Consider the following 25370-nt stretch of genomic DNA (forward strand, 5'->3'; position numbering starts at 1 on the left):
CTAAATCAAGGAGGCGGATCGTAAAGGGGCGTGGAGAATGCCCGAATGCCGCGACGCCATCACCTTGCCTGCTATGTAACGCAGGATATCTTCGACCAGTTCTGTGCTCTTGCAACAAGCCGCCACATGACGGTGACGGGCCTGCTGCGCAAACTTGTCATCGACGAACTCGACGCCGCTGCGCTGCTCGGTCCGGGCGATCTGGAGCGCAATGTCATGTTCACGGCAAGGGCGGTGGGCGCGCTGCTCGAACGCCATGATCCCAAACTCTATGCGCAGGTAATCACAGCCTGGCGCAGCGACCTTTCCGGCGAGGACCGCGGCGATGTGGGATGACGCGCGCTCCACCTTTGACGAGCCGTTCTACCTCACCCGCTGGGTCGGTCCGAAGCTGGCCGTCGCTATCGTTTTTGCAGTCCTTTACCTGTCGATCCGGTACCAGCTGGAGGTCCATTCCAGCGTCACCACCAACACCTTCGGCCTGGCCCATGCCAAGGCGAATTTGTTCCTGTTTCTGGGCGCGAGCGGGGACGCGCAATGGTACTTCTCTGGTGGTGGCGAAAGCTTCGTCGTGCAGCAGGACGTGGTCGCAACCACTAATCCTTTCATGGCGGCGTGGGCCCATATGCTGGACCGGATCGTGCGCGGTACATGGATCGCGGCAGGTCTGCTGTTCGCACCGCCAGCGCTCTGGCATTCGTTGCCCGTTCTGGAAGAAGCACTGGCCCGGTTCAGGTTGCAATGGGCAAGATTGCGTGAGCGGAATGCGCTGCCGGAAGACGTACCGGTTGAGCCCCCGGTACCGACCAAACCACGGCGGCGGCCCAAGTCCAAGGCGGTGCGTGGCGAGCAGCTTTCCTTGCCCTTCGCCGAACCTGACGGGAGACGGCCCAAGGCTTCGAGCGATGCGATCGATCCGATACAAACGCGCACTGTGCAGCGTGTCGAACAAGTGCCGACGCGCCCACCCGATCCGGCCTCTGAACTGCCACCCGCCTTGCCGCCGCCGGTGACCTCCGAGGAACCCCGGTTCGTTCCCGGTCAGGCCCGCCGCAAGTCAAAGCGTGAGGACAAATAATTGCTCTCGGTTGCATCGGTTCGTTCGGCAGGAGGCGCGGCATCGTACTTCGCTGCCGACAACTATTACACCCGCGAACAGGGCCAGGGTGAATGGTTCGGCAAGGGCGCCGAGGCATTGGGCCTGACTGGCAGGATCGATGCAAAGCAGTTCGAAGCCGTGCTGCGCGGCGAACTGCCCGACGGTTCGCGCGTGGGTCGCGAAGGCATTCACCGTGCCGGGATCGACCTCACATTCTCGATGCCCAAGAGCTGGTCGCTGATCGCGCTGGTGGGCGGGGACCGGCGGATAATCGAGGCCTATGGCGAGGCGGTAAAGGCAACGCTTGGCTGGGCAGAGAGGAACGCGGCGCAGGCCCGTGTCGATGACGGGAAAGGCCAGAAACTGGTGCCGACCGGCAACCTTGTTGTCGGCCTATTCGAGCACGATACGAGCCGAGCTCAGGAACCGCAAAGCCACTTCCATGCCGTTATCGCCAACATGACGCAGTTGCCGGGTGGCGAATGGCGCGCGCTGCGCAATGACAAGCTCTGGACCTTCAACACGCTATTGAACTCGATAACGATGGCGCACTTCCGGCGCAGCGTCGAAGCGATGGGCTACAGGATCGGCGACCGTTCGAAACACGGCAACTTCGAAGCAGCCGGTATCGCGCGCAACATGGTGATGGCATTCAGCACCCGCCGCCAGCAGATTCTGGCCAAGATCAGCGAGATGGCATCGCGTTCTCCGCAAGCTCTACAGGCTGCCACGCTGATGACCCGCGAGAACAAGGCGCCTGTCGAGGATCGCCGCGCGCTCTATGCAGGATGGAAGGAGACCGCAACCGAGATCGGGCTCGATCTGAACGCCATTCGCGCCGAAGCGGATCAAAGGTTCCAATCCGAACCCGGCATGACCCGGCGCATGGGCGAAGTGTGGAGCACGATTGCCAGCAAGGCGCGGGATATTGCCGATCGCTTTGCGAGTGCCGTGGGTCTGCCATCCAGCGATCCCTATCTGCCGCAGCGGTTCCCCAATCAGACACCAGGCGACATTGCCGCTGCCCATGCGGTGGCATCAGCCATCCGTCACCTCGAACAACGCGAGGCAGGCTTTGCCGTGACCGATATTGCGAAGGCAGCGCTCGACTTCGGCCTGCCGACGACCATCGACGAGGTCGAGAAGGCGATCGATCGTCAATTGCGCAATGGCAACCTGCAACGGGGGGCTGAGGAGCGTGTCGGACTGGTCACGACCACGCAGGGGCTGGCGACCGAGCGGCGCATGCTGGAGGAAATCGACAAGGGGCGCGGGACAGTCGTGCCGATCCTGTCGTCCGATCTCGCCGGGGAAAGTCTCCAGCACTTTGCGCAAGAAACGAACGGCTTTGCACTCAATCCCGGACAGGAAGCGGCTGGACGAATGATGTTTGCCTCCTCCGACCGCATCGTTGCCATCCAAGGAATTGCCGGAGCGGGCAAGTCGAGCCTGCTCGCACCCGCCGCGCGTCTGTTCGAAACACAGGGGCGCAAGGTCATGGGGCTGGCCGTGCAGAACACCCTGGTGCGTCAGCTTGAGCGCGATACCGGTATCGCCTCGATGACCGTGGCGCGGTTCCTCAAGGCCTATCGCCGGGATGTTGATAGAACTGCCAGGGCAGAGATGGCAGGCAGTGTGCTCGTGGTCGACGAAGCCTCGATGCTGGCCAATGCCGATCAGCTGCAACTGGTCGAGATCGCCAACCGGCTGCAGGTCGCGCGTCTCGTGCTGATCGGCGATGCGAAGCAGCTTGGCGCGGTCAATGCCGGCAAACCCTTTGCCCTCGCACAGGACGGAGGGATCGCGACCGCGCAGATGGACCAGAATGTTCGTGCCCGCGACGATACGATCCGCGAGGTCGCGAAAGCCGCGCAGGCAGGCGACGTCAACAAGGCCATGATCCTGCTCGCTGGCAAGGTGGTCGAAGCAACTGGCGGCGTGGTCGAACAGGCCGCGCGGCAATGGCTCGATCTGCCGAGGGACGAGCGTGAACGGACCATGATCTTTGCATCAGGCCGGCGGTTGCGCGATGCGGTCAACCTGACCGTGCAGGCGGGACTTCGTGACTTGGGCGTGCTCAGTGGTGACAAGCTGGCCGTTCGGGCGCTGGACCGGGTCAACCTCACCAATGAGGAACTGCGCTACGCGCACCACTACAAACCGTGCCGGATTGTCGAGCTGGCCAAAGCCGTCAAGGCACAGCGACTTGTCGCAGGACTTTACGCGGTCACCGGCGTAAATGAAAATGGCCGCGTGGAACTGGTCGATGCCCATGGCAAGCCGCATCGCTTCGATCCCGACCGTATCCGGCCCGGACAGGACAATCGCATCGCGCTTCACGAACAGCGGGAGCGGACCATCCATGCGGGCGATCGCATCCGCTGGACGACGAACGACCATCAGCGCGGACTGCTCAATGCCGATCGCGCCACGGTCACGGCGATCGGCAAGTCCCATGTCAATATCGAAACCTCGACCGGCATGAAGATGACCCTGGCAAAAACCGATCCGATGCTTTCCCGGATCGATCTGGCTTACGCCTACAACGCGCACATGGCCCAGGGCATGACCACCGACAAGGCGATCGTCGTCATGGAAGCGCGCGACACGAAACTGCTGACCCGGCAGAACTTCCTCGTCTCGGTTACCCGCGTGCGCGACGATCTTACCGTCTATGTCGATAAGGCCGACCAGGCCCAGCGGAAGCTGGAACTGCAATCGGGGGAAAAGACTTCCGCGCTGGAAACCGTGGGCGAGAAGGAACCCAGGGCGCCCGAACTCGAATTGCAGCGCGAACGGGTCAAACCGTTCGAGATCGGCATTTGATTAGCGGCTTGGCCAGCCCAGCATCTTGTGCGGCGCGGGGAAAGCGTCGAGCAGCGTCGCGCCCCAGACATCGAGCAACTCGCGCCGACGTTCCATGTAGGCGGCGCGATTGTAGGCCCCTTCCGATCCCGACACGCCTTCGGGAACATGGGCAAGGATCAGGTCGATCACATGCCGGTCGCCCGGCGAACCGTTGCGTTCGGCCCATTCGTTCATGATCGTCGAGAACGAAGCCCGCCATCCATGCGGGACATGCCGCCCCTGATAGCCGCAACGGTTGTAGAAGTATGAAAGCGTGTTCTCGCTCATGGGCCGGTGGGCATTGCGGTTCGATGGAAAGATCAGCGGCCCGCGCCCGGTCAGCACCCATCCCGCGCGCAGGACATCGACCGCCTGCGGCGACAGCGGCACCAGGTGTTCGAATCCGTCATCGGACTTCAGCTCCTTGTCGAGCTTCATGCGATAGGCCGGTACCCGCCACAGCGCATCGGGGCACGGCTCATTGCTTTGCCAGTCCACGCCCTCGATCTCGTCCCATGGGAGCGCGCGGATCATGCCGGGGCGCTGTGCGGTCAGGGCCAGGAACCGTGAGGCGAGCTTGGTCAGCGGCGATGCCGGATCGGCTTCGGTCTTGCGCACCATGTCCTGCAACGCGTCGAGCGAGAGGAAGGCGGGCCGCTTCTTCGCGCGCGGCACGGGCTTCAGCGCCTTGGTCACGATTGCCGCCGGATCGCGCGAGCCTGCCCCTTCGGCAATGGCATGGACAAACACCGCCGACATGCGCTGGCGGACCCGGTGCGCCGTCTCGATCGCGCCGCGCTTCTCGATCTTGCGGAGCACGGACAGCACCATGGGTTCATCTATCTCGGCAATCGGCAGCATCCCGACCCACGGGAAGACTTCCTTCTCCAGGCTCGTGATCACATCGCGGGCATGGACTGGCGTCCAGCGGTCCTTTTGCAGATCGTACCAGCCCCGTGCCAGTGCTTCGAAGGTATTGACTGCTGCGACCGCGCGTTCAACCTTTGCCTTGGCCGCCTCGATCCCCGGATCGCGGCCATCCGACAGGAGCCGTCGGGCATCGGCCTTGCGGTCCCGCGCTTCCTTCAGGCCCATATCGGGATAGCGGCCCAGGACCAGCCTTCGTTCCTTGCCGGCAAAGCGATATTTGAGCCGCCAGCTACGCAAACCTGCTTTCGAGACGAACAGGTACAGCCCTTCGGAATCGGCGAGCTTGTAGTCCTTCTGCCTGGGCATTGCCTGCCTTACGGCCATGTCGGTCAGCATCTGTGCCCCCAAAGTCGCGTTCCGCTGCCCCCATATGTGCCCCCGGATCGGGGTGGATGCAGGCGGAAGATCGGAAACAAATAGAGAACAATAATGGCCGCAGAATGGCGGAAAAGCAAGGAAATTAGCGCTTTATGGGATATCCTCGGATCGCGAGGTGGCGGAGACGGAGGGATTCGAACCCTCGATACCCCGATAGAGGTATGGCTCCTTAGCAGGGAGCTGGTTTCAGCCACTCACCCACGTCTCCGGAAGGAGGGCGCTATAGCGGCGGTATCGGGGGCCATCAAGGGCCGAGAAACGAAAAGCGCATCGGGCCGGAAATCGGCACTCTTCGCGGCGCTTGGCGGACTCGATTCGTCGCGGAATCGATTCGATTCACCGCCCATTCATTGCCGCTGCGGCCACAGTGGGGTCACACCATCGCCGGATGGGGTAAGCACGCGTATGGGCGAAGGCCGCCACACGTGCCGGACCGGCGGGGCGCATACGAGATCGACGGGAACTTAGCATGATCATCCAGAGCATCCTTGGACGCACATTGGGCCGCAAGGTCGGCACGGCTTTTGCTTTGGCAGCCGCATCGATGCTGGCGTCGACACCGGCCCACGCGCAGATGCAGACCATTGATCCCGACAGCGCCATCGACGGCGATCTGGCCCAATCGCAGACCGGCAATGACGGACAACTGCCGCCGGTGTCGGGTGATCCCTATGCCCAGTACCCCGCCCCGGCAGAGCCCACCTATCCCGTCGATCCGGCCGATCCCTACATGGAGCCGATGGCCCCCGCACCAAACACGCCCGCCCCGGCCCAGCCGGTTGAGCAAGGCACGACCGTGCAGACGGCGAACAGCCACGAAACCTATCAGGAAGACGACCTGATCGGCGCGGCAGAGGGCGTGTTCGGCAAGGGTGCCGAAGGGCTGGCCGACGTCATTCAGGACATTTTGAAAAAGCAGGGTCAGCCCAACGCCTATATCGTCGGGCGCGAGGCGGGCGGCGCCTTCGCCATCGGCGTGCGCTATGGCTCTGGCACGATGCACCACAAGGTAGAGGGCGAGCAGCCCGTGTACTGGACCGGCCCCTCAATCGGGTTCGACGCAGGCGCGAATGCCGGGTCGACTTTCGTGCTGGTCTACAACCTGTGGGACAGCGAGGAACTGTTCGAACGCTTCCCTTCGGGCGAAGGCCAGGCCTATCTCGTCGGCGGGTTCAACGTCAGCTATATGCGCAAGGGCGATGTCGTGCTGATCCCGGTGCGCGTCGGTGCGGGTCTGCGGCTGGGCGTCAACGCGGGCTACATGAAGTTTTCCAAAAAGCAGCGCTGGCTGCCGTTCTGATCGCAACACCTTTCCCGCAAACCTGATCGATTCGCGCGAAGGGCTTGCCCCGGCGCGCGCCAGTCGGCATGGAGCCGCCGGTTGTGACTCCCGCGACCGGTCTATCCCAATTCAGGACGCTGCCATGCTTGCCGATCTTCCCGCCCAGCCCGCCGATGCGCTTCTTGCGCTGATCAAGCTCTACGCCGCGGACGAACGCGCGGACAAGATCGACCTTGGCGTCGGCGTCTACCGCACCGGACAGGGCGAGACCCCGGTCTTCGGCGCGATCAAGGGTGCGGAAAAGAAGCTGTACGAAACGCAGGATTCGAAGGCCTACCTCGGCCCCGAAGGCGACATGGGTTTTGTCGAGGCGCTGAAGCCGCACATCTTCGGCACCGGCTTTGCCGCGATCGACCGGATCGACGGTATGCAGACCCCGGGCGGCACCGGGGCCGTGCGGCTTGCCGTCGGCCTAGCGAAGAAGGCGGGCATTACCCGCGTCATCATGGGCACGCCCAGCTGGCCTAACCACGCGCAAATCCTGAAGGACCTCGACCTTGAAGTCGTAACGTTCAACCACGCCAAGGACGGCGCGGTGGACATGAATGCGGTAAAGGCCGCGATCGCCGATGCGGGCGCGACCGATGCGATCCTGCTGCACGGTTGCTGCCACAACCCGACCGGCATCGATTATTCGAACGACGACTGGGACGCGATTGCCGCGCTGCTCGCCGACAAGGGCCTGCTGCCGATTCTCGACCTTGCCTATCAGGGCCTGGGCGACGGGATGGAAGCCGACGCCTATGGCGTGCGCAAGGTGATGGCCACGGTTCCAGAGGCGCTGCTGGCCTATTCGTGCGACAAGAACTTCGGCCTCTATCGCGACCGTGTCGGCGCGGTCTACGTCATGGCGGACAAGGACCAGCTGCCTGCTATCATGTCGAACGGTGCGGCACTGGCCCGCGCCAACTGGTCGATGCCGCCCGATCACGGCGCAGCGGCGGTTCGCCTCATCCTAGAGGACGAAGCGCTGACCGCGCAGTGGCTGGACGAGCTGGACCAGATGCGCACCCGCATGCGTCAGGTTCGCGACAAGCTGGCCGCGGCCGGCACGGCGGGCGGCGTGGACATGGTGCCCTATGGGACGCAGAACGGGCTGTTTGCGATGCTGCCGCTTTCGTCGGAGCAAATCCTGGCGCTCCGCAACGATCATGCGATCTATATGGCGGGTTCGGGCCGCATCAACGTGGCTGGCCTGACGATGGGCAATATCGACAAGTTCATCGACGCGGTAGCGGCAGTCAGCGCCTGATCGAGCGATGGACCGGCAGCCCACATTGACGGGCTCGCTGGTCCGTCTGCGCCCTTTGGTCGAGGCGGATCGCGACGCATTGTTCGCGGTCGCGTCCGACCCGCTGATTTGGGAACAGCACCCGGCGCATGACCGGTGGAAGCCGGATGTCTTCGCCGAATTTTTCGACGATGCGCTGGCCAAGGGCGGGGCGCTGGCGGTGGAAGATACGCGCGACGGCACGCTGATCGGATCGTCGCGGCTCCAGAATTATGACCCTGCCGATGGTGGTTCGGTAGAGATCGGCTGGACTTTCTTGGCCCGCGAACATTGGCGCACCGGCGTGAACCGCGAGATGAAGCGGATGATGCTGGACCATGCCTTCGTGCACGTCGCGAAAGTCGTCTTTACGGTTGGTGAGCAAAACCATCGTTCCCGTGCCGCGATGGCGGGAATGGGTGCGCAACCGACCGGTCTGGTGGAAGAGCACGACACGCCGACCGGCCGTGTCCGTCTGATCCAATATGCGCTGAGCCGGCCCGCCTAAAAGGCGCGAACGTCCTGCATCCGCTTCAGGTAGCGGGCGAGGACGTCTATCTCTAGATTAACGCCGTCGCCTTCCTTCAGCGCGCCCAAGGTCGTCACTTCGGCGGTATGCGGAATGATGTTAAGCGAGAAGCGCGCCGATCCGTCGGGCAAATCCTCTACCGCGTTCACCGTCAGCGATACGCCTTCGACCGTGATCGATCCCTTGCCCGCGATATAGGGTGCGATGGCATTGGGCGCGTCGATCTCAAGATGCATCGAGCCCCCGCGTTCTTCCCTCATCGCCACCCGTCCCACGGCATCGACATGGCCGGTAACGATATGCCCGCCCAGTTCGTCGCCCAGTTTCAGCGCAGGTTCGAGATTCAGGCGCGCGCCATCCTGCCATTGCAGCGGGGCGGTCTTGCTGATCGTTTCGTCGCTGACGTCGACCGCGAACCACGCGTCGCCCGCCGATCCGCCGCGTTCCACCACCGTCAGGCAGACGCCCGAACAGGCGATCGATGCGCCGATGGCGATCCTGGCCGGATCGAACGGGCAGGCGATGACAAGGCGGGTGTCGCCGGTACGGCTGACAGAGGTGACGGTGCCGATGGCGGTTACGATTCCGGTGAACATGCTTCGCCCTCTATCGGGTCCGCGCGTAGACTTCCAGCGTATCGGCACCCAGCATGCGACGGTCGGCAAATTTCCAGCGACCATGCGCCCCGGCCAGCGCACCCAGCCCTATGTCGGCAATCCCCGGCCTGCCGCCCCCGATGACGATAGGCGCGCAATAGACCAGCAGCCGGTCGACATGATCGGCGGCAAGGAACGCCGCTGCGGTCTGCGCGCCGCCCTCGACAAAGAGGTATTGCGCCGAGGCAAGCGGCGACAGATCGGCGGGGTCGGACAGTCTGTGCCAGCCATCGGGCGCAGGACTGCGGCTGAGCACCCAGCGCTCCGGGCTGCGCGTACCTAATCCGGGCAAGCGCACGTCGAGGCGGGGCCGGTCGGTGCGCAAGGTTCCACCCCCGACAAGGATCGCATCATGTCGCGCGCGTTCGAGGTGGGTATGCGCACGCGCCTCGGCTCCGGTGATCCACTGGCTCTCTCCGCTGGCCGTGGCAATGCAGCCGTCGATGGACAGCGCCAGTTTCAGCGTCACGAACGGCCGACCCGATTCGGCACGCATAAGGTATCCGGCCAGCGAAGCGCGCGATGCCGCGCACTCTGCCTCCACCACCGCGATCCCGGCTTCGCGCAGCATCGCGACGCCATCGCCAGCCGTGCGCGGATCCGGATCGCCGCAACCGACCACCACGCGCGCCACGCCAGCCTCTCGCAGTAGTCTCGCACAACACGGCCCGCGCTCGCTTTGATGCGCGCAGGGTTCCAGCGTTACATAGGCCGACGCACCGCGCGCAGCCGCACCCGCCGCTGCCAGTGCCATCGCCTCTGCATGGGGCCGCCCGCCCGGCTGGGTCCAGCCGCGCCCGACGACGCGTCCGTCTTTGACCAATACGCAGCCAACGGCGGGATTGGGGCGAGACAGCGGCCTGCCCCGCTCTGCAAGGAGGGCGGCGGCGTTCAGCCAGCGGCGGTCGCTATCGGTCAGATTGCCTTGCAACGCTGTTCCCGGCCTCGATCTCTTCCAGCGCACGTTGACGCGCTGCCTCTTCGGCTGCGGCCTGTGCGGCGCGTTCCGCTTCGCCCTCGGCCTTCGCGGCCTCTACGTCCATGCCCGATGCACGCCCGATCGCTTCGTAGACTTCGCGAACCTTCGCCTCACGCTCGGCGCGTTCAGCCCTTAACGCGTCCTGCTTTTCCTGGTTGGCGATGTTCGATGCCATGATCTCTTCATCGGTCCGGCCCGGTTCGAACGTGGTGATCCAGTCTATCTGCGGGCGCGGCGGCGGACCAACCTCTTCCTGTCCCCACATCAGGATGAAGATGGAACAAGTGAGCGCCGCGGATACCGCCATGATGCGTAGCCGATGCGGGTTTTCCTCCCGCCACACGCTATAGAAATCGCGCGCGGCGGCAAAGACGTTGAATAGCGAGAAAAAGCGCGAGAAGGCGGATCGGGATTGCATCGTTGCGGCTTTCATAGGGATTCGCCCCGGCTTTAGCCAGATGTGCCTGTCGCTCAGCCGAACGCGTTTAGTCGAATTGGGCGTATAGCGTGGGCCCGTGGCGCTTCAGCCATCGCTCTGCCGCAGCGAGGTCGGGATCGGCGATGCGGGCCAGCAAGGCATAAAATCGCGGCGAGTGATCGAAATGGACAAGGTGCGCGACTTCGTGCGCCACGACGGAGCGGCGGACATGGTCGGGCGCCATGATCAGCCGCCAGTTGATCCGCACCGTCCCCCCGTTTGAACAACTGCCCCACCGGCGGCGGGCGCGGCTGGACTTTATCTCGGGCACGGGCCGGTCGGCGCGGGCGCAGAATTCGGACAGGTCGGCGGCGGCGAAGGCCAGCAATTCGCCTTCCAGCCAGCGAGCGATGCGGCGGGCCACGGCATCCTGTGGGCCGCCGATACGCAGATCATCCCCGACCAGCGCCGGGGTGCGGGGCAGGCGGCTTTCCCAGACGATGCGCAAGGTGCGCCCGCGATAGGGTACGGTGCTGCCGGGGACGATGTCCTGCGCCTTGGGTACGGCGGAGCGGCGGCTGGCCAGCCATTCGCTGCGCGACCGGGCAAAGTCCGCGCCTTCCGAAAACGGGGCCCATCGCGGGATCGAGACACGCGCTTCGTTGCCATCGGCGCTAAGCCGCAAGGTCAGGCGACGCGCGGTTGGATGGCGGCGGACGATTAGCGGCAGGGCGGTTCCGTCCGGCATCGCCAGCGTGCCACGCCACTCAGTCGGCGGCGCCGCCTTGCGCTTCAGGAAGCTTTCCAGCCCGCGCCGCGCCCGGCTGGTCATTCGTCTTCCTCTTCGGGAGCCGGGACAAGCTGAAATCCCTCGATCATGACGTGCTCTTCGATCGGGCCAGCCTCGTCCTCGGATATGACGCGCCCCGCCACCGATATGCCCGCATCGATCACCGCATTCCGGTCACCGCTGATCAGATAATGCCATGAGGGCAGCGGTTCGCCCGCCGCGCGCAGCCGATAGGCGCAAGTCTGGGGCAACCATGCCAGTGTCCCTGCCGTTTCCCGCGTCAGTTGCAGGCAATCGGGCACTTTCGCCTTGCGGTTCGGGTAGTCGGTACACCGCGCCGTCTCGCAATCCAGCAGCGTGCAGGCGACGTTGGTTTCGTAGATCGCGCCGGTATCGGCATCTTCCAGCTTGTGCAGGCAACACTGCCCGCACCCGTCGCACAGCGCCTCCCACTCGGCATCGTTCAGCGTGTCGAGCGGGCGTTCCCAAAAAGGAGTGGCCCGGAAGGGGGGCGTTATTTCACCCATTTCGCCAGGTCTTGCGCCACCGCCTTGCCACCCTTGTCAGTGGGCAGAAGGGCGACCGGATTGCCTTGCGGATCGAACAGCACGGTCTGGTTGGTATGGTTGACGAGATAGCCGCCGTTTTCGGTCGGCTCGCCCTTTTCGAACCAGACGACGAACTTCTTGGCCGTGGCGGCAATATCATCGACGCTACCGGTCAGCCCGATCATGCGCGGGTGGAAGGAATCGGTGAACTCGGCCAGCACTTCGGGTGTGTCGCGTTCGGGATCGACGGTGATGAAGATCGGGGTGACGTTCTTGCCCTGCTCGGGACTGTCTTTCTCGAACTGGCGCAGGCCTTGTCCGATGGCGACGGCGTCGACCGGGCAGACATCGGGGCAGAAGGTGTAGCCGAAGTAGACGATCCGCCACTGTCCGGCGAATTCTTTCCATTCGACGGTCTTGCCGTCTTCGCCGGTCAGCGCGAAATCGCCGCCGATCAGCGCCCCGGCCAGCGGCGGTTCGGCGCTGGCATCGGCCTGCTTCGGCGCGTCGCAGGCGGCCAGCAGCAGGGGGGTAAGCAAAAGGGCGAAAAGACGCATGAAGCGGTTTGTTTCTTGGGGCATGGCGGGGCGGTTCATGTCCTGCTAAGAGGCTGGACGCAAGGGGAAGGACATCGCAATTTTCATGATCGGTCGCGCATTCGCGATCGGACGAGCGACGGGCGGACGAGCGACGGGCAAGATGGGTCTTATGAACACGGGTTTCACGTTTCGCGGCGGTTTGCGGGCCGCGGTTCTTTTTGCAGCGGCGGCGGGCCTTGCCACTTCGGTACCGGCGGCGGCGCAGTTTTCCGACGGGTACAAGTTTCTTGAAGCCGTGAAAAAGCGCGAGGGGGACGAGGTTACCAAGGCCCTGTCCGAACCCGGATCGACGATCATCAACACGCGCAATATCTCCACCGGGGAATCGGCGCTGCACATCGTGGTCGAACGCCGCGATCTCGTCTGGGTGAAGTTCCTGCTGCAAAAGGGCGCCAATCCCAATATCCGCGACAATAAGGGCGTGACCCCGCTCGAACTCGCCGCATCGCTTCGCTTTATCGAAGCGATCGAGGCGCTGGCAGAGGCCGGGGCCGATGTCGATGAGACGAATTCCACCGGCGAAACCGCCCTGATGCTGGCAACGCATATCCGCGATGGCGAGATGGCGAAGGTCCTGCTGGAACACGGTGCCAACCCCGACAAGACCGACAATTCGGGCCGCACCGCGCGTGAATATGCAGAGCTGGACGGGCGCACCAGCCCGGTCCTGGCGCTGATCCAGTCGTCGGATACGGAGAAGGACGCGGGAACCTACGGTCCCGCGATCCGCTGATCATATTATGCCCGCACCTGCCAACGCTTCGCCCGATCTTGCCGACCTGACGCTGGAGGAACTGGCTCAGGCGCTGGCCCCTGCCGTTGCGGATGCCGCGATTTTCGACGGGTGGAGCGAGAAGGCGGTTGCCGCTGCGGCAGAGCTGGAAGGCATCGATCCCGATGTCGCGCGGCTGGCCTATCCCGGCGGGGCGATGGACATGATCGCCGCGTGGATCGCCGAAACCGACCGCGCAATGGCAGAGGCGCTGCCCGCAGACATGCTGCAACAGATGGGCTTCGGCGGGCGGATCAAGGCGCTGTTGATCTTCCGCCTCGAACACGTTGCCGACCGGCGCGAAGCTTTGCGCCGGGCGCTTGCCGTGATGGCCAAACCGCAGAACGTGGTGCGCGCGGCAAAGCTGGGCTGGTCGTCTGCCGACCTGATGTGGCGCATGGCGGGCGACACTGCAGCCGATTTCAACCACTATTCGAAACGCGCTATCCTTGCCTCGATCTATGCCGCGACATTGGCCGTGTTCGTGGATGACGAGAGCGAGAATCAGGCGGACACTTACGCTTTTCTCGACCGGCGGCTGGAAGATGTGGCGCGGTTCGGCAAGGCCAAGGCGCGGCTGACCGGGGCGGATCGCGAACGGTTCAGCCCGGCGCGGTTGCTGGGACGCTTGCGCTATCCGGTCCGCTGATCGCAGGCAGCGATCGGTTTGATCTCGATCAAATAATGAGAATGAGTTGCAAAGTCTCTGACTTTGTGTGATCCGGCGCGTCAGCATGGCTGACCACTCCGAAAATTTGGCCGATTGGCCGCTGGGACAGGCCGCTCGCGTGCTTGCGGTGGACTGGGATTCTCTCGAATCGGGCGAGGCGCGCCGCCTCCACGCGCTTGGCATAGACTGCGGCGCGGTCCTGCGTCCGGCGCACCGCGGCATCTTTGCCGGACGCGATCCGATCGCGGTCGAGGTCGGTCGGATGACCGTGGCCCTTCGCCGGGCGCACGCCGTCGCCATCACGGTCGAAGCCGCGCCCGATGAAGACGTGCACCCGGCCTATGTCTCGGCAGGGGTTGGCGCGAAATGAGCCGCAATCCCCGTACGATTGCGCTGGTCGGCAACCCCAATGCGGGCAAGAGCGCGCTGTTCAATGCGCTGACCGGAGCGCGGCAGAAGATCGCGAACTATCCCGGCGTGACGGTAGAGCGCAAAGCGGGCCGCATGGCGCTGGCCAGCGGCGAACCTGCCGAACTGCTCGACCTGCCCGGTTCCTATTCGCTCGACCCGACCAGCCCGGACGAGGCGGTGACCCGCGACGTCGTGATGGGCAAGCAGGAAGGCCAGCGCCGCCCCGATGCCCTGATCGTCGTGGTCGATGCCAACAACCTCGAACAGCACCTCGTCTTCGCGCAAGAGGTAATCGGGCTGGGTCTGCCGACCGTGGTCGCGCTCAACATGGTGGACCTTGCCGCGCGCGACGGGCTGGTGCTGGATGCCGAAGCCTTGCAGGAATCGCTGGGCGTCCCGGTGGTGGAAACCGTTGCCGTGCGCCGGCGCGGCTTGGAAACGCTGACCGGCGCATTGGGCAAGGCCTGCAACGAATGGCCCGAAGACCCGCCGCTGCCCGCGCATATCGACATGGTGGAACGCCGCGTCAGCGCGCGCGCGATGGCCAAGGGCGCCATCGTTTCCGAAACGCGCCAGCGCAGGCTGCATCGCGGGCTGGACAAGGTGCTGTTGCATCCTTGGCTGGGGCCGGTGATCCTGTTCGCATTGTTGTTCGTGGTTTTTCAGGCGGTATTCGCATGGGCCACGCCCTTCGCCGATGCGCTGGACGGAGCGGTAGGTGCTTTGTCCGAAGCCGTGACTGCGACGATGGCGCCCGGCCTGATTCGCGATGCGATTACAGAAGGCGTGCTGGCTGGCGTCGGCTCGGTGGTCGTTTTCCTGCCGCAGATCGTGATCCTGTTCTTCTTCATTCTGGTGATGGAGGCGACCGGATACATGGCGCGCGCTGCGTTCCTGATGGACCGGATGATGGCCTATGTCGGGTTGTCGGGGCGCAGTTTCATCCCGCTGCTGTCCAGCTTTGCCTGCGCCATTCCCGGCATCATGGCGACCCGCAGCATCTCCGATCCGAAGGACCGGCTGACCACGATCCTGATCGCGCCGATGATGACGTGCTCGGCGCGGCTGCCGGTCTATGCTGTGATCATCGCGGCGTTCATTCCGGCGACCAGTGTTGGTCCGGGGGTGGGCCTGCAAGGGCTGGTGCTGTTCGCGCTCTATATCGCGGGAATCGTCGGGGCGATGGTCGTCGCGCTGGTCCTGCGGCGCAGTGTGGCCAAGGGGCAGGCGTCGGGTTTCATCATGGAGCTGCCGCGCTATCAGATGCCCCGCGTGAAGGACATCGCCATTGGCCTGTGGCAGCGCGCCTATATCTTCCTGCGCCGCGCTGGCACGATCATTTTTACCGTGACGGTGGTGCTGTGGTTGCTGCTCTCTTTCCCACAGGCGCAGCCGGGTGAGAATCAGGTCGATGCCTCGTTCGCGGGCAAGATCGCCAATGGACTGGCCGTGGTGGTCGAACCGATCGGCTTCAACCGCGACATGGCGCTGGCGCTGATCCCGGCGATGGCCGCGCGCGAGGTGGCGGTCTCGTCGCTGGCGACCACATATGCGGTCGCGGCGGATGACGAGGAAGAGGCGGCAGAGGCGCTCGGCGCGCAACTGGCACGCGACTGGTCGCTGCCGATGGCATTGTCGTTCCTGGCGTGGTTCGTGTTCGCGCCGCAGTGCCTGTCGACGATCGCGGTTGCAAAGCGTGAGACCAATGGGTGGAAGTGGCCCGCGTTCATGCTCGCCTACCTGTTCGCCCTAGCCTATCTGGCGGCCGGAGCGACGTTCTGGATTGCCACGGCGGCGGGGCTTTGACCGCTCCCATCGAACCCCTGCGCGGTCCATCCTGTCGATAAGGTAGCGAAACGGCATCGCGCCCGGTTGGCGGGGCGCGATGGCACGCCCTATATCCTCTGCCCAGAATCACTTTTTCGCGTGGGGCTCTGGTCCCGCGCTCACCCCAATTCACGGCGGAGAGAACATGGCGGGCAGCGTCAACAAGGTCATCCTAATCGGCAACCTCGGCGCCGACCCCGAGATCAAGAGCTTTCAGAACGGTGGCCGCATCGCCAACCTGCGCCTTGCGACGTCGGAAACGTGGAAGGACCGCCAGACGGGAGAACGCAAGGAACGCACCGAATGGCATTCGGTCGTCATCAATTCCGAGGGCCTTGTCGGCGTTGTCGAGCGGTTCCTGCGCAAAGGGTCCAAGATTTACATCGAGGGCCAGCTGCGCACCCGCAAGTGGCAGGACCAGAACGGCAACGACCGCTACACGACAGAGGTTTCCGTTGGCGGCATGGGCGGTGTGCTGACCATGCTCGACGGTGCGCCCTCAGGCGGCGGCAACCGTGGCGGTGGCGGCGGTGATTGGGGCGGCGGCTCGTCGGGCGGCAGCTCTGGCGGATGGAATCAAGGTGGCAGCGGTTCGGGCGGATCGTCCGGTGGCGGCTGGAACCAGGGCGGAGGCGGCTCTGGTGGCAGCAGCGGCGGTATATCGGGCGGCGGCTACGACGATCTGGACGACGATATTCCGTTTTGATCGGGGCTAGTTGCCCAAATCTTTCAGCGCTGCGAACGGGTTTTCCTTCTCCGGCTCTTCCAGCCCGATGTCCTTGCGCACCTGATCGGCGTTTGGGCCGGTGGCATAGGGATCGATCGCCACCGCAAGGCTCTGAGCAACGGCTTCGCCAAGGTCGAAACGGTCGCCGGTATAAGTGATCTCGTCGCAGTCATCGGCGTCGAGCTCGATTTCCTCGTCGAACGACGCCTCTTCCGCCTCGCTTTCGGGCACGAAGCGCATGGTCAGCGCTTCGTCGATGCTGACCGGCAGGTCCTCGCCCGAAATCGCGCAGCTCTGCACGATCTTCGCGTGCAACCGTCCTTCTGCGGAAACGACCGCGTCCTTGCGGTGCAGCACCACGGTGGCTTCCAACGATTCGACGCTGACCAGATCGAACCGCTCGGCCAGCCGGTCGCGCTCTGCCGCATCGGCGGTCACTTCGACCTCGCGCCCCTCACACTGACGCACCGCGATCCAGCGGCTCAGTTCGGAGAGTTCGTGGGTCACCGATCGATCTTTCCGGCCAGCATGTCAGCCAGCGGTGCCTTGTCGATATCGGCGGCCAGCGCGCGCAGGCCCTGAGCCAGCGGCAGCGCGCTTTCGCCGGGATGATCGCGCGTCATGTTGCGCTCCGCCGCGGCGGCCAGCGTGGCATCGTCGGTCGCCAGCCCTTCCTTGTACACGCCGATCCGGCCGCCCAGCGCCGATACCAGCTTGCCCATCGACTTGCCGACCACCAGATCGCCTACGCCCGCTTCGCGCAACTGCCCGTCCATGTCGTCGATGAACAGTTCCGTCAGGCGGGCGGCGGCATCTGCATCGCCTTCGCGGTCCAGCCGGATCAGCACCAGCGCGGTCACCGCCGTCACCATGTCGAAGCGGCCCTCTACGCTGTCGGCCACGCCGCGGTCCGCGTACCAGTGCGGTTCGCGCGCAATCTCGACAATGCGGTGCCATAGCGCCGAAAGATCGCCTTCGCGCGAACCCCACAGTCGTTCCAGCAGTCGCAGCATCGTATCCTTCCACCTTCGCGCACGCAGACGCGATATTCATCCATTATTAAACCGGCGTACTACAATCGCCTTGGGCCACTTGCCGCGAATGCACAGCCCATGGCGGCGGTGCGGCTTGTGCGCGAAGGCGACTGGCCCTAAGGCTTGCCGCAGCAATATAGGCGCAAGCCACGACTGGCGAAAGGCACGACGGCGATAATGGCGAAGTTCGAGGGAATGACGGGTTCGACCGTGATCAAGCTGGCGGTCGCGGCTGCAGTCCTGCCGACCATGCTGGCCGGGTGTACGTCGATTACCGACCGTCGCGGCTATGTCCGCGATACGGCGCTGACGGGCGCGGTTACCCCCGGGATCGACAATCGCCAGTCGGTCGAAGGCACTTTGGGTCAGCCCAGCTTTGCCAGCCAGTTCGGCGATCCGGTCTATTACTACGTGTCCAGCACGACCGAACAGCGCATCTTCGGCCAGCCGGAGATCGAGGATCACGACGTGATGAAGATTGCGTTCGATTCCGCCGGTAACGTCACGTCGGTCACCCATGCCGGGATGGACGACGTGCGCGATATCAACCCGGATGGCGACAAGACGCCGACGCTGGGCCGCCATCGCGGCTTCCTCGAAGACCTGTTCGGCAATATCGGCGCGGTCGGCGCGGCGGGTGCCGGGGGCGGTCCGGGCGGCGGCCCGAACGGTAGCTAAGCGGCAGCTGGGCCGGACCGATTTTCGCGTAATATTGAACCGCCGGGCCGCGATCCCATATCGCGGCTCATGGACGCACATTCTCAGGCCCACGGCCTTACAACGTGGCACGGCACCACCATCATCGGAGTAAAGCGCGGCGGAAAGACCGTCGTTGCCGGTGACGGTCAGGTTTCCATGGGCAACACCGTGATGAAGCCCAACGCCCGCAAGGTACGCCGCCTTGGCGAAGGCGGCCCCGAAAAAGGCAAGGTCATCGCCGGCTTCGCTGGTGCGACCGCCGATGCCTTTACCCTCTTCGACCGGCTTGAACGCAAGCTGGAGCAATATCGCGGCCAGCTCATGCGCGCTGCGGTGGAGCTGGCCAAGGATTGGCGCACCGATAAATACCTGCGCAATCTCGAAGCGCTGATGATCGTGGCGGACGCCGATGTCCTGTTGGTGATCACCGGCAATGGCGACGTGCTGGAACCCGAAGGCGGCATCACGGCGATCGGATCGGGCGGGAACTATGCCCTGTCCGCCGCGCGCGCGCTGGTCGATTACGAAGAAGACCCGGAGGTGATCGCGCGCAAGGCGATGAAAGTTGCCGCCGAGATCTGCGTTTTCACCAACGACAACGTGACGCTCGAAGCCATCGAATCCTGAGCCTGAAAGACCCCATGAAAAACCTGACCCCCAAGGCCATCGTGGCCGCCCTTGACGAACATATCGTCGGCCAGAACGACGCCAAGCGCGCCGTTGCCGTTGCCCTGCGCAATCGCTGGCGTCGCCAGCGGCTGAAGGACGAATTGCGCGACGAAGTGACGCCCAAGAACATCCTGATGATTGGCCCCACCGGCTGCGGCAAGACCGAGATCAGCCGCCGTCTGGCCAAGCTGGCCGATGCGCCGTTCGTAAAGGTAGAGGCGACCAAGTTCACCGAGGTCGGCTATGTCGGCCGCGATGTTGAACAGATCGCGCGCGATCTGGCCGAGGAAGCCATCCGCCTTGAAAAAGACCGCCGCCGCGAGGCCGTGCGCGAGGCCGCCAGTGCTGCCGCGATGAAACGCCTGCTCGATGCGCTGGTCGGCGATTCGGCCAGCGAGGCGACGCGCGAATCGTTCCGCCAGCGCGTGGTCGACAACCACCTCAACGACAAGGAGATCGAGATCGAGGTGGAGGACCAGCCGAACATGAACATGGAGCTGCCCGGCATGGGCGGCAACGTAGGCATGATCAACCTGTCCGACATGATGGGCAAGGCGTTCGGCGGGCAAAAGATGAAGCGCCGCAAGCTGACCGTCGCGCAGGCGTGGGACAAGCTGGTCGACGAGGAATCCGAAAAGCGGATGGACCAGGACGACGTCGCCCGCGTCGCTTTGCAGAACGCGGAAACCAACGGCATCGTGTTTTTGGATGAGATCGACAAGATCGCCGTTTCCGACGTGCGCGGCGGATCGGTCAGCCGCGAAGGCGTGCAGCGCGATCTGCTGCCTCTGATCGAGGGCACGACGGTCGCCACCAAGTACGGCCCGATGAAGACCGACCACATCCTGTTCATCGCATCGGGGGCGTTCCATGTTTCGAAACCCAGCGACATGCTGCCAGAGCTACAGGGCCGGTTGCCGATCCGCGTCGAACTGCGCGCGCTGACCGAAGAGGATTTCATCCGCATCCTGAGCGAAACGCGGGCCAACCTTGTCGAGCAGTACAAGGCGCTGATCGCGACCGAGGAGGTAACGCTGGATTTCCAGCCCGAAGCGATCCAGGAAATCGCCGCCACCGCCGCGCAAGTGAACGAGAGCGTCGAAAACATCGGCGCCCGCCGGCTTCAGACGGTGATGGAAAAGCTGCTGGAAGAAGTCAGCTTTGACGCCGAAGATCGCACCGGTACGACGGTGACGATCGATCGCGCCTATGTCCGCGACAAGCTGGGCGAACTGGCCGGGGATGCGGACTTGTCGAAGTATATTCTTTGACGCCTGATCGCTCTTCCCTCTGAAACTGGAACTCTCACTATGACCGATCCGATCGAACCCGGACCATCCTTCGCCGAGAATCTAGGGCATCTGCCGTCCGTCGACGGGGTTCAGCGCATCGATCTCTTCGATGGCAACGGCTCAAACGTGGCCAGCATCGAAAACCAGCCGGGCAAGGCGGGATCGCTGGCGGTCTATCACTACCTGATGCAGCTTTTTGGTACTTTGGACGCCCGCGCGGCAGAGCACGGCATCGCGGTTTTCGCAGAACATACGCCCGACGCCCGCAATCGCCCGGGCGTACACCCCAATATCGATCGCCTTTTCGAAATCGCAGAAGGCGGCGCGCCGCTGGCAATCGAAGTGATCGCGAAAGACGCCTGACCCTGCTGGTTTAATGCGGCGCTAGCCCGATCTCCACGCCGGTCTTGTCGGTCAGCGCATAGCGGTCGACCAGATCGGCGCTTGCCGTGTTCAGCCCGATGACCTGCACGCTGCGCCCGTTGCGGCGCATGCGGTCCACCACCTTGTCCAGCGCACCGACGGCGGAAATGTCCCAGAAATGCGCGCGGGTCACGTCGATCACCACGTGGCCCGCCGGATCGGGCTGGCCGCTTTCGGGGCCTAGCGCGCGTTGGAACCGGTCCACGCTGGCGAAGAAGATTTGCCCTTCGACGCGGTAGATCGCCTTGTCGGCTTCGCGCACCCGTTCGACCGAGAACATGCGCTGCACCTTGGCCGCGAAGAAGATGCCGGAGAGCAGCACGCCCGACAGTACGCCGATGGACAGGTCGTGCGTGGCCACCACCATCACCACTGTCGTCAACATCACCACCGACGACGGCCACGGATGATGGCGCAGGTTGGGGATCGAATTCCAACTGAACGTGCCGATCGAGACCATGATCATCACCGCGACCAGCGCGGGCATCGGAATCTGTCCCACCCACGGGCCCAGCGCAGCCAGCAGGATCAGCAGCGTGACGCCCGCCGTCAGCGTCGAAAGCCGCGTGCGCCCGCCGCTTGTCACGTTGATCACCGACTGCCCGATCATCGCGCAGCCGCCCATGCCGCCGACCAGCGATGCCGCGATATTGGCCACGCCCTGACCGCCGCACTCGCGCCGCTTGTTCGAATCGGTGTGCGTCATGTCGTCCACGATCTGCGCGGTCAGCAGCGATTCGAGCAGGCCGACCGCGGCCATCGCCCCGGCATAGGGCGCGATGATCCGCAGCGTCTCCCACGTCAGCGGCACGTTGGGCAGGACAAGGCTGGGCAATCCTTCCGGCAATTGCCCCATGTCGCCCACGGTGTTGACCGGCAGGCCGAATGGAATTGCGATCGCCGACAGCACGATGATCGCCACCAGCGGCGAAGGCACGGCCTTCGTTACCAATGGCAGCAGGTAGATCATCGCCAGCCCGCCCGCGACCATCGCATATGTCTGCCACGACACATCGGTCAGCTGCGGCAACTGCGCCATGAAGATCAGGATCGCCAGCGCGTTGACGAAGCCGGTGATGACCGAGCGCGACACGAACTGCATCAACAGGTCGAGCCGCAGCAGCCCCGCGATAATCTGGAACACGCCCATCAGGATCGTCGCGGCGAACAGGTATTCGACACCGTGATCACGCACCAGCGGCCCGACCAACACCGCCACCGCCGCCGTCGCCGCGCTGATCATGCCGGGACGCCCCCCCGTAAACGAAATCACGATGGCGATCGCGACCGACGCATAGAGCCCGACGCGCGGATCGACGCCCGCGATGATCGAGAATCCGATCGCCTCGGGGATGAGGGCCAGTGCGACGACGATCCCGGCAAGGATGTCGGCACGGGGGTTTGCGAACCAGTCGCGCTTCAACGCTCCGGGTTGGGTCATGATCTTGCTTTCCGCTGTCCGGGCGCCGCGAAACGGGGGCCGCGCCGATTTATTGCGAGCGCGAACTGCCCCGCAATCCGCCGATTTGCAACCCTTGCGCACGAATCGCTTGTGCCGCGGAAGGGGTCTGGCAGTCTGTCGTGGCATGTATCTGGGGGATGTTCGATGCACGAAGGCGGCTGTCATTGCAGAGCGATCCGCTATTCCATCGCGGGCGAGATGGCGCACCACGCGCTGTGTCATTGTTCAGACTGCCGCCGATGCGCCGGGGCGACGCCAGTGGGATGGGTTGCTTTCAAGAGTGAAGGGCTGACCGTCACCTGCGGCTCACCCAAAGTCTATCGTTCTTCCGAAAACGTGGAGCGGCATTTCTGCGCCGATTGCGGCACTGGGCTGTTCTATTTCAACGAACCGATGCTGCCGGGGCTGGTCGATATCCAGTCCGCGACGCTGGACGATGCGGCGCACCTTGCTCCGCAGGCGCATATCATGATGGCCGAGGCCCTGCCGTGGCAAGAGACGGCGGGGGCGCTGCCGAAGTTTCAGAAGTTTCCCGGAATGGAGTGATGCGGATTATTCCGCCGCGTCGGACAGGTCTTCACGCTCGGCCTGCTGGCGCGTCCACATTTCGGCATATAGCCCGCCTTGCGCCAGAAGATCGGCATGGCTGCCGCTTTCGGCCAGGCGCCCCTGATCTAGCACGAGGATACGGTCGGCATCGGCCACCGTCGACAGGCGGTGCGCGATGGTCAGCGTCGTGCGGCTGCGAGCGACTGAACGCATCGTGGCAACAATGTCCTGCTCGGTCCGCGAATCGAGCGCGCTGGTGGCTTCGTCGAACAGGATGATCTCTGGGTTCTTGAGCAGGGTTCGCGCAATCGCGACGCGCTGCTTCTCCCCGCCAGAGAGTTTCAAGCCGCGTTCGCCCACCTCGGTCTCGTACCCTTCGGGCAGGCGTTCGATGAAATCGGCAATCGCCGCACCGCGTGCCGCCGCCTCGATCTCGCCCCGCGTCGCGCCTTCGCGGCCATAGGCAATGTTATAGCCGATGGTGTCGTTGAACAGCACCGAATCCTGCGGGACGATGCCGATATGGCTGCGCAGGCTTTCTTGCGTAACGCTCCGGATGTCCTTGCCGCCGATCAGGATGCGTCCGCCCTGCGGATCGTAGAAACGGAATAGCAGCCGTGCGAGAGTCGATTTTCCCGCGCCCGACGGACCAACGATAGCGACGCGTTCTCCGGCCTCGACCGCAAAGGACAGACCGTGCAGGATCTCGCGATTGTCCTCGTACCCGAAGCGCACTTTATCAAACACGACCGTTGCGCGGCGCAGGTCCAGGGCGTGGGCGTTCGGCGCGTCGGAGACTTCGACCGAGGTGTCCATCAACTTGAACATCTCGGCCATGTCGATCAGCCCTTGCCGAATCGTGCGATAGACCATGCCCAGCATATCGAGCGGGCGGAAAAGCTGCGTCAGATAGGTGTTCACCAGCACCAGGTCGCCAGTGGTCAACCGCCCCTGGCTCCACCCCCAGACTGTATAGGCCATGGCAAAGCCCATCAGCAGGTTCATGATGACCGCCTGCGCAATGTTGAGCAGGCCCAGCGAATTCTCGCTCTTCACCGCGGCATCGGCATAGGCGCGGGTCGCGCGGGCGTAACGATCCAGCTCGCGATGCTCTGCCCCGAAGTATTTCACAGTCTCGTAATTCAGCAATGAATCGACTGCGCGCGACAGGGCCTGTCCGTCCAGCGCATTCATCTCCATCCGCAGCTTCGTCCGCCATTCCGTGATCCAGCGGGTGGCCAGGACATAGGCGACCACGGTCACGGCGGTCGCCGTCACCAACGTCCAGCCGAAGTTGATATAGAAGATCACCGCCACCGCGATCAGCTCGATGATGGTGGGCGCGATGTTGAACAGCATGAAGTAGAGCATCGTGTCGATGCTCTTGGTCCCGCGCTCGATGGTCTTGGTAACCTCGCCGGTGCGGCGCGACAGGTGAAAGCGCAGGCTGAGTTGGTGCAGCCGCGCGAAGACGTCCTCGGCCAGATGCCGGGTCGCGTCCTGCCCCACCCGCTCGAACGCGATATTGCGCAGGTTGTTGAACAGCACGTTGCCGAACCGGCCCGCAGCATAGGCGATCACCAGCGCCATCGCGCCCATCGCGGCGGCGGTGCTGGGCGTCGTCATCGCGTCGACCGCCAGCTTGTAGGCAAAGGGCAGGGCCAGCGTTACGGCCTTGGCAAGCAGGACCATGATCATCGCGATCACGATCCGGCGGCGCAGGGCTGGGCGATCCTTCGGCCAAAGGTACGGAACGAATCGTTGCAGAACCCGCCAGTCGGCGTTGAGGTCGGCGTCTTTCAGGGAAGCGTGATCGGGTGGCATCGGCCCCTATCTAGGGGCTTGGCCCCGGTGCGCCAGTGCCCCTGTAATTTGCGAGGATGTCTCAGCCCTGCTCTTCGGGCAATTCGAACGCGATCTGGCGATGCCGGAAATCGACCGCGACGCGCCGAAACAGCTTCAGGTGATTCATGCCGAGCAAGAGCGCGGGACGCTCGGTCAGGCCCAGTTCTTCGAAAATAGCGGTGTCGGCGATGGCTATCGCGGTCTGCGCAAAGCCGACAGGTCCGATCGTCAGGTTCTTCACCGCGATCAGTGCCACCTGCTGCCGATTGCCCAGAACATCGGTCAGCTCGGTCGTCGCCAGAACCGGGGCCTTTGCATAGAACCGTCGCCGTAGCTCTCGATTGCCGATCGTGACGGTTGAGCCGGTGTCGATCACCACGTCGATATGGCGCCCGTCCAGCGTGGCGCGTTTCACGATCAGGCGATTGTTCCGCCGCTTTGCCGTAACCACGATTTCGTTGTCGTTACTCATCGCGCGCATGCGCGCGCGTGAGGCGCTGACCGTGATCCGGCGTTTCTCGAAATCGAGCACTAGGCGCTGATCCTTGAGAGATCCGATCCCGATGATTCCCGCCGCCCCGATATCGGCCTCCTCCATGACAGCG

General features: G+C 64.0%; 28 protein-coding genes and 1 tRNA gene (1 of these 29 running past the window's edge). 16 read left to right on the plus strand and 13 right to left on the minus strand.

Going from position 1 to position 25370, the window contains the following annotated elements:
• The first annotated feature begins 126 nt into the window (after nt 1-126).
• The 3 genes from AB433_RS00470 to mobF are packed head-to-tail and all read left to right on the plus strand — an operon-like array spanning nt 127 to nt 3925.
• Nucleotides 127-336 carry a hypothetical protein gene (locus AB433_RS00470; RefSeq protein ID WP_218916900.1) on the plus strand — a complete coding sequence of 70 codons (210 nt, stop codon included), beginning with the start codon at nt 127-129 and terminating at the stop codon, nt 334-336.
• Nucleotides 326-1078: a hypothetical protein gene (locus AB433_RS00475; protein WP_047819507.1), complete on the plus strand. Its 753-nt coding sequence runs from the start codon at nt 326-328 to the stop codon at nt 1076-1078. Before AB433_RS00470 ends, AB433_RS00475 begins: the two co-directional genes overlap by 11 nt.
• Nucleotides 1079-3925, plus strand: coding sequence for a MobF family relaxase (gene mobF, locus AB433_RS00480; protein WP_047819508.1), 2847 nt, complete (start codon nt 1079-1081; stop codon nt 3923-3925).
• Here mobF and AB433_RS00485 read toward each other — a convergent pair whose 3' ends face one another.
• Together AB433_RS00485 and AB433_RS00490 are read right to left on the minus strand one after the other, a co-directional pair.
• Nucleotides 3926-5182: a tyrosine-type recombinase/integrase gene (locus tag AB433_RS00485; RefSeq protein ID WP_245626539.1), complete on the minus strand. Its 1257-nt coding sequence runs from the start codon at nt 5180-5182 to the stop codon at nt 3926-3928.
• Nucleotides 5183-5370: 188 nt separating this feature from the next.
• A tRNA-Ser gene (locus AB433_RS00490) sits at nt 5371-5462 on the minus strand.
• Between the two features lie 261 nt (nt 5463-5723).
• Here AB433_RS00490 and AB433_RS00495 point away from each other — a divergent pair.
• The 3 genes from AB433_RS00495 to AB433_RS00505 all read left to right on the plus strand — a co-directional run bounded on the left by AB433_RS00495 (nt 5724) and on the right by AB433_RS00505 (nt 8374).
• On the plus strand, nt 5724-6554 hold the full coding sequence (locus AB433_RS00495; RefSeq protein WP_047819510.1) for a DUF1134 domain-containing protein: 831 nt from the start codon (nt 5724-5726) through the stop codon (nt 6552-6554).
• 124 nt (nt 6555-6678) lie between these two features.
• The gene (locus AB433_RS00500) at nt 6679-7848 is read left to right on the plus strand and encodes an amino acid aminotransferase (RefSeq protein ID WP_047819511.1); all 1170 of its coding nucleotides are present in this window, start codon (nt 6679-6681) and stop codon (nt 7846-7848) included.
• Between the two features lie 7 nt (nt 7849-7855).
• On the plus strand, nt 7856-8374 hold the full coding sequence (locus tag AB433_RS00505; RefSeq protein ID WP_047819512.1) for a GNAT family N-acetyltransferase: 519 nt from the start codon (nt 7856-7858) through the stop codon (nt 8372-8374).
• Here AB433_RS00505 and AB433_RS00510 read toward each other — a convergent pair.
• The 6 genes from AB433_RS00510 to AB433_RS00535 all read right to left on the minus strand — a co-directional run bounded on the left by AB433_RS00510 (nt 8371) and on the right by AB433_RS00535 (nt 12367).
• A complete protein-coding gene (locus AB433_RS00510) occupies nt 8371-8991 on the minus strand; it encodes a riboflavin synthase (RefSeq protein WP_047819513.1) in 621 nt (206 codons plus the stop codon). The two genes, AB433_RS00505 and AB433_RS00510, sit on opposite strands and share 4 nt — an antisense overlap.
• A gap of 10 nt (nt 8992-9001) precedes the next feature.
• Complete coding sequence (gene ribD / locus AB433_RS00515; RefSeq protein ID WP_245626540.1) at nt 9002-9982, minus strand: bifunctional diaminohydroxyphosphoribosylaminopyrimidine deaminase/5-amino-6-(5-phosphoribosylamino)uracil reductase RibD; 981 nt, start codon at nt 9980-9982, stop codon at nt 9002-9004.
• Nucleotides 9960-10448, minus strand: a complete 489-nt coding sequence (locus AB433_RS00520) for a hypothetical protein (protein WP_156170628.1) — start codon at nt 10446-10448, stop codon at nt 9960-9962. Before AB433_RS00520 ends, ribD begins: the two co-directional genes overlap by 23 nt.
• Before the next feature lie 67 nt (nt 10449-10515).
• Nucleotides 10516-11280 carry a M48 family metallopeptidase gene (locus tag AB433_RS00525; protein ID WP_047819514.1) on the minus strand — a complete coding sequence of 255 codons (765 nt, stop codon included), beginning with the start codon at nt 11278-11280 and terminating at the stop codon, nt 10516-10518.
• Nucleotides 11277-11765, minus strand: coding sequence for a YcgN family cysteine cluster protein (locus tag AB433_RS00530; protein ID WP_047819515.1), 489 nt, complete (start codon nt 11763-11765; stop codon nt 11277-11279). Before AB433_RS00530 ends, AB433_RS00525 begins: the two co-directional genes overlap by 4 nt.
• A complete protein-coding gene (locus tag AB433_RS00535) occupies nt 11753-12367 on the minus strand; it encodes an SCO family protein (protein ID WP_047822929.1) in 615 nt (204 codons plus the stop codon). Before AB433_RS00535 ends, AB433_RS00530 begins: the two co-directional genes overlap by 13 nt.
• A 61-nt stretch (nt 12368-12428) precedes the next feature.
• Here AB433_RS00535 and AB433_RS00540 point away from each other — a divergent pair, with 61 nt between their 5' ends.
• The 5 genes from AB433_RS00540 to ssb all read left to right on the plus strand — a co-directional run bounded on the left by AB433_RS00540 (nt 12429) and on the right by ssb (nt 16771).
• A complete protein-coding gene (locus AB433_RS00540) occupies nt 12429-13118 on the plus strand; it encodes an ankyrin repeat domain-containing protein (protein WP_169749282.1) in 690 nt (229 codons plus the stop codon).
• A 7-nt stretch (nt 13119-13125) separates the two neighbouring features.
• A complete protein-coding gene (locus AB433_RS00545) occupies nt 13126-13806 on the plus strand; it encodes a COQ9 family protein (RefSeq protein ID WP_047819516.1) in 681 nt (226 codons plus the stop codon).
• An 85-nt stretch (nt 13807-13891) separates the two neighbouring features.
• Nucleotides 13892-14197 carry a FeoA family protein gene (locus tag AB433_RS00550; RefSeq protein ID WP_047819517.1) on the plus strand — a complete coding sequence of 102 codons (306 nt, stop codon included), beginning with the start codon at nt 13892-13894 and terminating at the stop codon, nt 14195-14197.
• Nucleotides 14194-16044 (plus strand): ferrous iron transporter B, encoded by a 1851-nt coding sequence (feoB, locus tag AB433_RS00555; protein ID WP_047819518.1) that lies wholly within the window; start codon nt 14194-14196, stop codon nt 16042-16044. The genes AB433_RS00550 and feoB overlap by 4 nt, the downstream gene beginning before the upstream one ends.
• Before the next feature lie 166 nt (nt 16045-16210).
• Nucleotides 16211-16771, plus strand: coding sequence for a single-stranded DNA-binding protein (ssb, locus tag AB433_RS00560; protein WP_047819519.1), 561 nt, complete (start codon nt 16211-16213; stop codon nt 16769-16771).
• A gap of 6 nt (nt 16772-16777) precedes the next feature.
• Here ssb and AB433_RS00565 read toward each other — a convergent pair whose 3' ends face one another.
• Nucleotides 16778-17299, minus strand: coding sequence for a DUF177 domain-containing protein (locus AB433_RS00565; RefSeq protein ID WP_047819520.1), 522 nt, complete (start codon nt 17297-17299; stop codon nt 16778-16780).
• Nucleotides 17296-17805 carry a ubiquinol-cytochrome C chaperone family protein gene (locus AB433_RS00570; RefSeq protein WP_047819521.1) on the minus strand — a complete coding sequence of 170 codons (510 nt, stop codon included), beginning with the start codon at nt 17803-17805 and terminating at the stop codon, nt 17296-17298. Before AB433_RS00570 ends, AB433_RS00565 begins: the two co-directional genes overlap by 4 nt.
• A 198-nt stretch (nt 17806-18003) precedes the next feature.
• On the opposite strand from AB433_RS00570, the gene AB433_RS00575 reads away from it, so the two are divergent.
• The 4 genes from AB433_RS00575 (at nt 18004) to AB433_RS00590 (ending at nt 20849) form a co-directional block, all read left to right on the plus strand.
• Complete coding sequence (locus tag AB433_RS00575; RefSeq protein WP_053058913.1) at nt 18004-18504, plus strand: outer membrane protein assembly factor BamE; 501 nt, start codon at nt 18004-18006, stop codon at nt 18502-18504.
• A gap of 69 nt (nt 18505-18573) precedes the next feature.
• Nucleotides 18574-19152 (plus strand): ATP-dependent protease subunit HslV, encoded by a 579-nt coding sequence (hslV, locus tag AB433_RS00580; protein WP_047819522.1) that lies wholly within the window; start codon nt 18574-18576, stop codon nt 19150-19152.
• A gap of 14 nt (nt 19153-19166) precedes the next feature.
• Nucleotides 19167-20465, plus strand: coding sequence for an ATP-dependent protease ATPase subunit HslU (gene hslU, locus AB433_RS00585; RefSeq protein WP_047819523.1), 1299 nt, complete (start codon nt 19167-19169; stop codon nt 20463-20465).
• Nucleotides 20466-20504: 39 nt separating this feature from the next.
• Complete coding sequence (locus AB433_RS00590) at nt 20505-20849, plus strand: DUF2322 family protein (RefSeq protein WP_047819524.1); 345 nt, start codon at nt 20505-20507, stop codon at nt 20847-20849.
• A gap of 10 nt (nt 20850-20859) precedes the next feature.
• Here AB433_RS00590 and AB433_RS00595 read toward each other — a convergent pair whose 3' ends face one another.
• Nucleotides 20860-22350, minus strand: a complete 1491-nt coding sequence (locus tag AB433_RS00595) for a SulP family inorganic anion transporter (protein WP_047819525.1) — start codon at nt 22348-22350, stop codon at nt 20860-20862.
• Nucleotides 22351-22515: 165 nt separating this feature from the next.
• Between AB433_RS00595 and AB433_RS00600 the strand changes: the two genes are divergently transcribed.
• Nucleotides 22516-22917: a GFA family protein gene (locus AB433_RS00600; protein ID WP_047819526.1), complete on the plus strand. Its 402-nt coding sequence runs from the start codon at nt 22516-22518 to the stop codon at nt 22915-22917.
• Between the two features lie 6 nt (nt 22918-22923).
• Here AB433_RS00600 and AB433_RS00605 read toward each other — a convergent pair whose 3' ends face one another.
• Both AB433_RS00605 and AB433_RS00610 read right to left on the minus strand, forming a co-directional pair.
• A complete protein-coding gene (locus AB433_RS00605; protein ID WP_047819527.1) occupies nt 22924-24744 on the minus strand; it encodes an ABCB family ABC transporter ATP-binding protein/permease in 1821 nt (606 codons plus the stop codon).
• A gap of 61 nt (nt 24745-24805) precedes the next feature.
• Nucleotides 24806-25370, minus strand: partial view of a retroviral-like aspartic protease family protein gene (locus AB433_RS00610; RefSeq protein WP_053058914.1) — the 3' portion only. It continues 365 nt past the right edge of the window; the window shows 565 of its 930 coding nt (coding positions 366-930); the start codon falls outside the window, past its right edge; the stop codon is at nt 24806-24808.

This window comes from Croceicoccus naphthovorans, assembly GCF_001028705.1.
GTDB lineage: Bacteria > Pseudomonadota > Alphaproteobacteria > Sphingomonadales > Sphingomonadaceae > Croceicoccus > Croceicoccus naphthovorans.